Here is a 1,100-nt window from a genome sequence, read left to right as displayed (position 1 = left end):
ATTAATGAACCAGAAAATACTCGTGGCAATATCACATTATCATCATCGGTTTTTTCAGATGTAAGAACTTGTATCTGACTATCTAAAATGCGGTTGACTTTTTCAATCAAAATTGAAGCTGATTGTTTGGTTTCTACGACAATGGGTTTTTCTACTACGTTGAATATCAAAGATTTTGTAGCAAAGCCAGCATCAACTGTTACTTCGTATGATCCTAAACTTGATTGAGTGTTAGGAATTTGGAATTGATGTGAAAATGATCCAGAGGAGCTAGGTCTAATAGAAGTTACTGGACCTAGATGTTTACCACAAAAAAATGTTCCACATGTTACTGAGCCATCTACTTTCTGAATTACACTAACATCAAATTTTTCAATATAGATTAACTTGTTGGGTTTACCAGATATGTTTACAGTGTCACCCGGATAATATTCAGATTTATCAGTAGCTAGTAAAAGAGATAATTTTGCATCAGAGCCTATAGCAAAATCATTTGCAACGCTGAATGTAGCCTCTGCTGTCTTACCGGAATATATGGCTTTAATTTTGTATTCACCTTCAGTGAAAACAGTCACAGGTAATTCAAATAAGCTCTGAAATGTCCCACCGCTTTCTGGATATACGGTTGATTCAAAAATTTGTTTGTATGGGAATTTACCATCAAGTACATGGACGGTTACTCTTTGTGGAATTAATCCTTGAGAGAGTTGTTCTTTTGCAATTATATTGCCAACAACCTTTAATTTTTCACCAGCCTTGTATAGAGACTTTTCAGTAGAAACTATTATCGGAGATAAGGATAAAGAATCAGATTCTGGATTTGAAGATACTTTGAAGAAAATATCTTTGTTAGCAGAAGCAGTAGTTACATGGATTTTATAAATTCCATAATTTGTTTTTGTTACAGAACGATCATCTTGTTTTATTGCCAGTGGTTTTTCAGTGATTGGAGTAGTCCAAGACCAAGAGAATCGTTGATTATTAATGGTAGCACCAGAATTAATAACACTGCCATCAGGGATGGTAAGTGAAATTTGAACAGAACTTCCACCAAATGTAGGAACCAATCCAGATAAAAGAACAGGCTCACCTAATCCATA

The 1,100-nt window shown here is 34.5% G+C and carries 1 pseudogene; it reads right to left on the bottom strand.

Annotation, left to right across the window (positions count from 1 at the left end):
* A pseudogene (locus BG20_RS07705) lies at positions 1–1,100 on the bottom strand (lamin tail domain-containing protein); the annotation flags it as partial.

The organism is Candidatus Nitrosarchaeum limnium BG20, assembly GCF_000241145.1.
Lineage (GTDB): Archaea > Thermoproteota > Nitrososphaeria > Nitrososphaerales > Nitrosopumilaceae > Nitrosarchaeum > Nitrosarchaeum limnae.
Note: the sequence above shows the minus strand (reverse complement) of the source record. Positions and strands in the feature narration are given on the sequence as shown.